Source organism: Methylorubrum subtropicum (assembly GCF_038442325.1).
GTDB lineage: Bacteria > Pseudomonadota > Alphaproteobacteria > Rhizobiales > Beijerinckiaceae > Methylobacterium > Methylobacterium subtropicum.
Map to the genome: position 1 here is coordinate 1 of NZ_JBBXMW010000046.1, position 9237 is coordinate 9237.

The 9237-nt window shown below is 67.0% G+C and carries 3 protein-coding genes; all 3 read left to right on the forward strand.

The features are described from left to right. The first annotated feature begins 723 nt into the window (after nt 1–723). Nucleotides 724–4833 (forward strand): hypothetical protein, encoded by a 4110-nt coding sequence (locus AAHG03_RS26895; RefSeq protein WP_342154924.1) that lies wholly within the window; start codon nt 724–726, stop codon nt 4831–4833. Between the two features lie 249 nt (nt 4834–5082). Next, nucleotides 5083–5835 (forward strand): helix-turn-helix transcriptional regulator, encoded by a 753-nt coding sequence (locus tag AAHG03_RS26900; RefSeq protein WP_342154926.1) that lies wholly within the window; start codon nt 5083–5085, stop codon nt 5833–5835. 576 nt (nt 5836–6411) lie between these two features. Next, nucleotides 6412–9237 (forward strand): beta strand repeat-containing protein (locus AAHG03_RS26905; protein WP_342154928.1); only part of this gene is annotated, 2826 nt, incomplete at its 3' end.

The following is a 9237-nucleotide window of genomic DNA, read 5'->3' on the forward strand; positions in this document are numbered from 1 at the left end:
TTCAAGGACCTGAGCGTATCGGGCGCCAAGGTCGATGGCGACGACCGCATCCTCTACAACAAGACGACGGGTGCCCTGTCCTACGACGCCGACGGCAGCGGCTCGAAGGCGGCGGTGCAGTTCGCGACCATCGATACGAAGGTCGTGCTGACCCACGCCGATTTCCTGATCGCGTGAGAGTTCGTGAAAGGCGCCATTTGGGCGCCTCCTTAGACAATCGTCCTGGATATGAAATCAAGGGCGATTGTCTAAGTTGCTGTGCCGCATCGGCTTTTTTCCGAAAGCCGGTATCCACCTTTCGGGCCGATGCGCTAGGTTCTTGTGCCGCATCGGCTTTTTTCGGAAAGCCGGTTCCCACCTTTCGGGCCGATGCTCTAGCTCGCGCCATCGGCAAACACTTCCCTGCGCGTCACGTGCCGCGGCGTACGCAACGCAGATATAATGAAGTCACGCTGCTGCCTGTTGTCTACAATCAGGATGAAATACCTGCGCTACTTCATAGTTTTCAGCAAACACGAACTCATGTCCCACGTCGAGGTTTCATGGACATGCCCATATCATGCCGGATCGCCGGCCCGGTGCCGACGAGAACTTCCGCCTATCCGAATGGGGAGTAGATCCGCCGCTCCGGCATCTCTAAAAGCGGCCGATCGACAGGTTTCGTCGCCTTAGCGGCGGCGATCGGCGCGGCCAGCGCAATCTTGAGCGGGAAGAGGCCCTTCGATGACGACGCTGACCGCGACCTCCGATCCGATCGAGGGGGCGCTGACGCCGCTGGCCTCCGGCGGGTTCGTCAGAGTCAATGTCGGCGAGACATCGGTGACGATCGACCGCTTCGACGCGGTCGGACAATTGACCGCGAAGGGCATCCACGTCGCCGGGGTCGATCCGGGCGGTGTGCTCTTCAGCGTCAGCGAGATCGCGAACCACCCGAGTGAAAGCGTCGTCGGCAGCACGCCGGAGGCCTTCAGCCTGCCGAACGGGGACACGGGCGTTCTCTGGGCCGAGTATTTCGGCAGCGTCGCCGACAAGCTGGAATGCCGTGTCTATTACCGCTCGATTCATCCGGACGGCACGCGCAGCGCCGCGACCCTCGTAACGAACGGCTACGGCCTCGGCTCCAGCGGAGTGGACAATCTCTCCGTCTCACCCCTGACGAACGGCGACATCGTCGTCACGGCCCAGCGCGCGGGACTCGGCTCGTACTCGTTCGAGCGCCTCCAGTTCACACCCGGTCAATCCGGCAGATACAAGCGCGAGAGCCTCAAGGCGACCGATGACAAGACCGTGGTCGCCATCGCCTCCGTCGCCCTGAAGGGCGGCGGCTACGTCGTGGTCAGTGAGGAGGTGACCAAAACGGACAAGGCGGCCGGCGCCCCCGGCACCCTCGCTTATCTCGGATACATCGAGCGCCACGACATCGTCGCGCAGACCTACGACGCGTCCGGCAAGGCCGGCGCGCGAACCGTGCTCGGTCAGACCTATCACAGCTACTACGACAGGGCGAGCCACGGAGATACGGCACCGCGCGTCAAGGCGCTGGAGGATGGCGGCTTCGCGGTCGCCTATACCCGCAGCGAGATCCTGCTGGCGCATCCCGAGATCCACAACGATACGGTGAACGCCGAGGCGGCCTATTATCCGCATCACCTCGGCGGCTTCCTCTCGACCTTCGGCGCCGACGGCAGCCTGCGCACGACGGTCGATCTGCCCGAGACCTTCGAGGCCGACACCGCCTTCGGCCGTGTCTATGGCGGCCCGCTTCACGACATCGTTCCGGTGGAATCGCCCACGGCGGCCTACCTGCTGATCGGCCGGCCCGGTCAGTCCGGCGAGATGGCCGGCAAGGGAGAGGAGGGCGAGCCGATCGTCTATGCGGCCGATACGGGTCTCGGCGGGACGCAGGTGCTGTTCAACGAGGCGGCCCGGATCGGCGGCTTACCGATCCTCTCCGTCTACGGATACCCGCTGCCGGACAACCGGGTGATGCTGCGGATCGCGACGGCCAAGGGCGACTACACCCAGATCTACGACATCCGCGAGAAGGCGGTGCATCTCGTCGGCACCGAGAAGGACGAGCAATATGTCGGCACCGTCTTCAACGACGTGCTGGAGGGCGGAGGCGGCTTCGACAAGCTCTATGGCGGGCGCGGCGACGACGTGCTGTCGATGGCGCCGACCTTCAAGGGCGGCCTGCTCGACACCTCGCAACCCTTCCTGGCCGATGGCGGCGCGGGCACCGACACCCTCGACCTCACCGCCTTCCACTACAAGACGGCCAGCAACGGCGGCGTGATCGACAAAGGCGTCGATTTCACGATCAACCTGCAGACCGGCACCATTCTGACCGGCGCGGGCGCCGTCGCGGGCACGCTCAAGAGCATCGAGACGCTGCGGCTCGGGCTCGGCAACGACGTGGTCACCGGCACCGGGAATGCGGAGACGATCTCCGGCGGCGGCGGCAACGACACCCTATCGGGCGAGGGCGGCAACGACACGATCACCGGCGGGGACGGCGACGACACCATCCGGGGCGGGGCAGGCAACGACACCCTCGACGGCGGCAAGGGCCGCAACACGCTCGACCTGAGCCGAGCGGGTGCGGCGCTCAAGGTCGATCTCACGGCGGGACTCGCCACCGGCGAGGGCGTCGACAAGATCGCCGGTTTCTCGGTGGTGCTGGGTGCCGCCAAGGACGACCGGATGATCGCGGGCGCGCAAGGTGTCACCTTCGTCGGCGGCGACGGGGCGGACACGCTGCTCGGCGGCGCGGGCGACGACACCCTGGTGGCCGGCAAGCCGCTGCCGGACGCGCTGCGGGCCTACCTCGCCGGCTCCGGCGACAAGGCCGCGCTCGACGCCTATCTCCAGGCGGCGACCGACAAAAGCGCCAACACCCTCAAGGGCGGGGCGGGCGACGACACGATCCTCGGCGCGGCCGGCAACGACACGATCGAGGGCGGCGGCGGATCCGACAGGATCTATGCCGGGGCGGGCGACGACCGCATCACGCTGGCCGGGCCGAATTCAGGGTTGGACGCGGATGCGCGGTTCGCCTACGCCAACGGCGGCGCGGGCAAGGATACGATCGAAGCCGCCTCCGGCTACGTCAAGCTGGCCGGCGGTGCGGGCGACGACGTGCTGATCCTGAAGGACGTCGCCGCACTCGACACGCATCTGGCGATCGCGGCCGGCATCTACGGGGAGGCGGGCATCGATACCCTCGACCTCAGCCGTCTGACGAAGGGTGTCGCAAGCGTGGATTTCACGGACAGGAACGGCACGCTGTCGTTCCTTGGAACCGACCCGGACCACTTCTTCGCCGTCAAAGGGATCGAGGTTCTGATCGGCACGGAGTACGACGACAGTCTATCGTTCTGGATCCTTCAGGCAGACGACCCGAACGGACACAAGCTCGACGGGCGCGGCGGGGACGACTTTATCCTCGGCGACGATCGGGGCGACACGCTGCTCGGCGGCATCGGCCGCGACGAGATCCAGGGCGGGGCCGGGGCCGACACCATCGACGGCGGCGCCGACGACGACACCCTCGACGGCAAGGGCGGCCGCGATGTGATCGACGGATCGGGGGGCGACGACACGATCGTGGGCGGGGCGGGCGACGACACCCTGCGCGGCGGCGACGGCAAGGACACCCTACAGGGCGATGCCGGTAACGACCGCCTGGAGGGCGGGGCCGACGCGGACGTGCTGGAGGGCGGCGGCGACAACGACATCCTGGCCGGCGGCTCCGGCGACGACGTCCTGCGGGGCGGGACCGGCAACGACACGCTGATCGGCGGCGACGGCGCGCACGATCTCGCCGATTACGGCAAGGCCGCGGCCGCGCTCATCCTCGACCTGCGCACCGGCGCCGTGCAGATCGGCCCCGGCGAGCGGGACACGCTGAGCGGCATCGAGGACGTGACCGGCTCGGCCTTCGCCGACCGTCTCACGGGCGACGGGGGCGCCAACATCCTCAAGGGCGGGGCCGGCAACGACATCCTCGACGGCGGCGCGGGCAACGACCGGCTCGACGGCGGATTCGGCATCGACACGGTGAGTTACGCCAGCCTCACCACCGGCAAGGCCGGTGTCACCGTCGATCTCGCCGCCGGCCGCGGCACAGGGGCGGCGGGCAGCGATACTCTCGTGTCGATCGAGAACGCCACCGGCTCGAGCCTCGCCGACCGCCTGACCGGAAGCAGGGACGCCAACGTCCTCCAGGGCGGCGCGGGCGACGACATCCTCGACGGCGGCCTCGGCAACGACCGGCTCGACGGCGGCGCCGGCACCGACACGGCGAGCTTCGCCTCGGCCGCGGGTGCCGTGACGGTCGATCTCACCAAGGGCACCGCGACGGGCGCGGGCACCGATACGCTGACGCATCTCGAGAACGTGGTGGGCTCGGGCTTCGGCGACACGCTCGTCGGCAGCACGGCGGCCAACCGCCTCGACGGCGGCGCGGGCAACGATACGCTCAAGGGCGGGGCCGGTGCCGACGTGCTGATCGGCGGCGCGGGCCGCGACACCTTCGTGTTCGACGTGAGCCCGAACGGCGGGCAGGTCGATCACATCAAGGACTTCAACGTCGCCGACGACACGATCGCCCTGAAGGCCGCACTGTTCACGGGGGTGAGCGCCGCCAACCTGAAGACGACTTTCCACGACGTCACGAACGCCAAGGTCGAGGCGGACGACCGCCTGCTCTACAACCACGACACCGGCGTGCTGTCCTACGACGCCGACGGCAGCGGCAAGGCTGCGGCGCTCCAGATCGCCGTCATCGATACGAAGGCCGTCCTGACCGTCCACGATTTCGTGCTGATCTGAGCGCTGCCGTGAGGACGGCGGCTCCGCTCCCGCATGTCCGCAGCGTGGCCGGGCCGGCGCCGCGGCGTTTTCCTCGACGCAGAAGCGGCATCAACAAGCTCGTCGAGCGAGAACTCAGATTTCGCATGCGGTCCCGGCGCGGACATTCATCGATGTTGAAATCACGGCCCCTCTCCCGTTAGATCATCTCCCGTTGCGAGACCCGGCTTTCGAGAGAGCCGCACGGCATCGCGCGGGGATTCACCGGGCATGGCAACCTCGACATCGCCGGACCTGACCGCCCTGCGAGCGGAGATCGCGGGTGCCGACACCCTGCCCGCCCTCAACGCGCGCTTCCGCCGGGCGATACAGGCCCAGGGCTTCTCCACCTACGCGGTCGGATTCATTCCCGATTGCGCCGTCGAGGGCGGCACCGGCAGCGACGCGCAGGAACCGTTCCTGCTCCTCGACTGGCCGCGGGAATGGCTGGAACTCTACGCGCGCCAAGGCTTCGCCGCCGACGACATCGCAGTCGCCGAAGCCGCGCGGACGACCGAGCCGTTCACGTGGCGCGAGGTGCAGGCGCGCCATCCGGGCGCCAGCGCGCACATCTTCGCGGCGGCCGCCGAGTTCGGCTGGGGCGACGGCTTCATCATCCCGGTCCACGATCCGCAGGCCCCCTCCGGCGAGCGCTTCGGCGTGGCGAGCCTCGCCGCTGCCCGGCTCGATCGGTTCGACGCCGCCGCCCGCGCCGCGACCGTCTCCGTGGCGCTGACGGCCTTCGCCCGTGCGCGGATGCTGCGTCGGAAGGGCGCCAGGACGACGAGCCGCCCGGCCTTGAGCGAGCGCGAGCGACAGGGGCTTGCCCTGGTGGCCGAGGGCTTGGGCGATGCCGAGATCGGCGAGCGGCTCGGTGTCACCCGGGCCACCGCGCATTTCCACGTCGAGCGGGCCAAGAAGCGCCTGGGGGCGGCGACGCGGGCGCAGGCCGTGGCGATCGCCCTGCTTCAGGGGCTGCTCTGAGACGTCGGCTGCGGAAGCGGCAACGTCCTCACCCGCCTCGGCGATGCGCTCGATCCTTGTGCCGCATCGGCTTTTTTCCGAAAGCCGACGGCCACCTTTCGGGACGATGCTCCGATCCGGGATGTCCGCGGTCGCGTCGTCGCGGGCTCCCGCCTCGCAGCCGGCGGCCCCGCGTGTGGCCTGATCGCAACTCCATGCTCCCGCGTGGCTGGCTTCATCAGCAACAGCGCCGCTCGGAGAATCTCGAACGACGAAACCCGTCGCCTGTATATTGATTCGTTCTTTTTATGTCTGCCCTGGATCTGCCAGATCCTCGTCATGCTTTTGCAACAAGGGCGGATTTGCCTCTCCAGACTAGGTTGTAATTCTTGCCCGACTTGGCCCACAGCCGACCGGCCAGGCCAAACCTACCTATTTGGAGAGTTGTAGCGACTTCCGCGCGCAGTTAACAACTGGTCGTGTCTTGGGGTTGGGTCACGGGGATTCGTGATGGCCGGATATTGGTACAACGGTACATATTACGGTGATAGCAGCTCTGAGAATGTTGCCGGAACAACCGCGGACGAGACCTTCGCGATGTCCGGCGGTGACGACATCGTCAACGCCGGCGACGGTCAGGATTCGGTGTATGGCGACACCGGCGACGACGCGATCTACGGCGAGGGGGGCGACGACCTGCTCGTCGATGACAGCGAGTTCCGCCCCAGCCCCGGCACGGACAAGCTCTACGGCGGCGTCGGAGAGGACTGGCTCGTCATCAGGTCGGCGAGCCTCGGAGACATCGCCGATGGCGGCTCGGACGACGACACGATCGAGCTGGACTTCACGGACAGGTACAAGCCGTCGAGTTCCCTGGCCGTCACGTTCACGCTGACGGCGAACAGCACGGTGTTCGTCGACGGCGCGGCGACGGCTGTCGTCAAGAACGCAGAATATCTCGTCTTCAAAGGGGCCGCCGGCGCCGACACGGTCACGGGCGGTGCCAAGGACGACGAGATTGACGGCAACGGCGGCGACGACGTGCTCAAGGGGCTCGGCGGCGACGATTGGATCGACAGCGGCACCGGGCTCGTCGACATCGACGGCGGCGAGGGGCACGACTATGCCTCCTTCGATCTGTCGGGCGCGACCGACAGCTTCACGCTCAAGATTTCGCCGACCATCTCGCTCGGCATCTGGGGCAAGGTCCTCAACGTCGAGGATTTCGGCTTCATCTCGACCGGGTCCGGCAACGACACGATCACGGCGGGCGACGGCGGCAGCACGATCAACTCGGGCGCGGGCGACGACACGGTCACCGGCGGCGCGGGCGACGACATCATCAATCCCGGCGACGGCAAGAACGTCGTGCGCGGCGGCGGCGGCAACGACCGGATCGCCCATTCCAGCCAGTACGTCCCCTTCACGGCGGACGAAACCTTCTACGGCGACGGCGGCGACGACATTCTTAATTCCGCTTTCGGCAACGACACGATCGATGGCGGCACAGGCAACGACGTCATTGCAAGCAGCGGCGGCAACGACATCGTCGACGGCGGCGACGGCGACGATACAATCTCGGGCGACGCCGACGGCTTGAGAGGCACGAGTGCCGAGACCAAGGGCGACGATAGGCTGTCGGGGGGCGCCGGCAACGACTTGCTGTCCGGCGGTCTTGGCAAGGACACGCTCGACGGCGGCAGCGGCGACGACACGCTGATTCTCGATCCTTTGCGCGGCGGCGAGATCGACGCCGCCGTCGATACCCTGATCGGTGGCACGGGTTTCGATACCTTGCGCTTCGGTGTGTCTAACTCCGACGTCGCCGATACGGGCGACGTGAGCGTGGCGGTCGCGGAGAATCTGGTTCTCACGATCGGAGGCAAGACGGTTGCCACGGGCAGTTCGATCGAAGCTCTGTACGTTGAAGCCTCCCTATCGACCCGCCTGAAGGCGACCGGCGGCGCCTCCTCGGACATCTTCAGGCTCTATGGGACCAGCAGCGACACGATCGACGCCGGAGCAGGCGACGACGAGATCCGTCTGTATAGGGGATCCGACACCGCAACCGGGGGCGACGGCAACGACCTCATCGCGTTCACGCTCGGCGGCAGGGACGTGATCGACGCGGGCGCAAACGATGACATCATCTATGTCGCCGGCTCGACCGAAACCTTAACGGCGCCGGCAAGCATCAAGGGCGGCAGCGGCCACAACACCCTCAGCTTCGTCGCCAACTCCGATGCCGGCTACGCCTATACCTACACCACCAACGCCATCCTGCTGAACGGCAAGGTGGTCGCGACCCTGTCGGGCTTCGACGCCTTCATCTTCGGTGCCCAGAATGCCGGAGCCGGCACGTTCAAGGGAACGCAGTTCGCCGACACGCTCATCTTCTCCAACGGAACCAACACGATCGAGACGTATGCCGGCGACGATACGATCAAGGGTGGATCGGGCGCCGATACGATCGATGGGGGTGTTGGAAACGACACGGCAGACTACAACACCCGCTACTACACCTCGATCTCGGTGACCCTCAATGGTGCGAATTACGCCAGCGTGTCCGTCGGCGGCGTCGTCGAGGACAAGATCAAGAACGTCGAGAACGTCATCGGCGCCTTCTCAGCGGACACCCTGACCGGCGACACGCTTGCCAACACCCTCGACGGCAGCTTTGGCGACGACATCCTTTCAGGAGGGGACGGCAGCGACACGCTGATCGGCCACTTCGGGGCGGATACGCTGAACGGCGGGAACGGCGACGACATTCTTGTCGCCGACGTGTGGGATCCCGGCGATTTCTACATCCCTGACGGTGCCGACACGATCGATGGCGGCGCCGGCATCGACACGGTCGATTACGGTTTCGCCGCATCGGCGGTCACGGTCGTGCTCAACGGCGCCACCTACGCGACCGTCACCTACGCGAACTCGGCCGACGACCGCGTGCGGAACGTCGAGAACGTCGTCACTGGTTCCGGCAACGACAAACTGACGGGTGACGGCAACGCCAACGTTCTGGACGGCGGCCTGGGCGCGGACACGCTGAGCGGTGGGGCCGGCTCCGACACCTACGTCGTCGACAATGCCGGGGACCTCGTGATCGAGGCCGCCAATGCCGGCACCGACACCGTCCGCTCCTCCGTCAGCTTCACGTTGGCGGCCAATATCGAAAGCCTGACGCTCATCGGCACCGCTGCCGTCAACGGCACCGGCAACACAGGCGTCAACACGATCACCGGCAACGGCGCGAACAATGTCCTCAATGGCGGAGCCGGGGCGGACATCCTGACCGGCGGGGCGGGCTCGGACACCTACGTCGTCGACAATGCGGGTGACCGCGTCGTCGAGGCGAAGGGCGGCGGCGCCGACCGCGTCGTCGCGGGCATCTCCTACGCGCTCGCGGCCGGCCAGGAAATC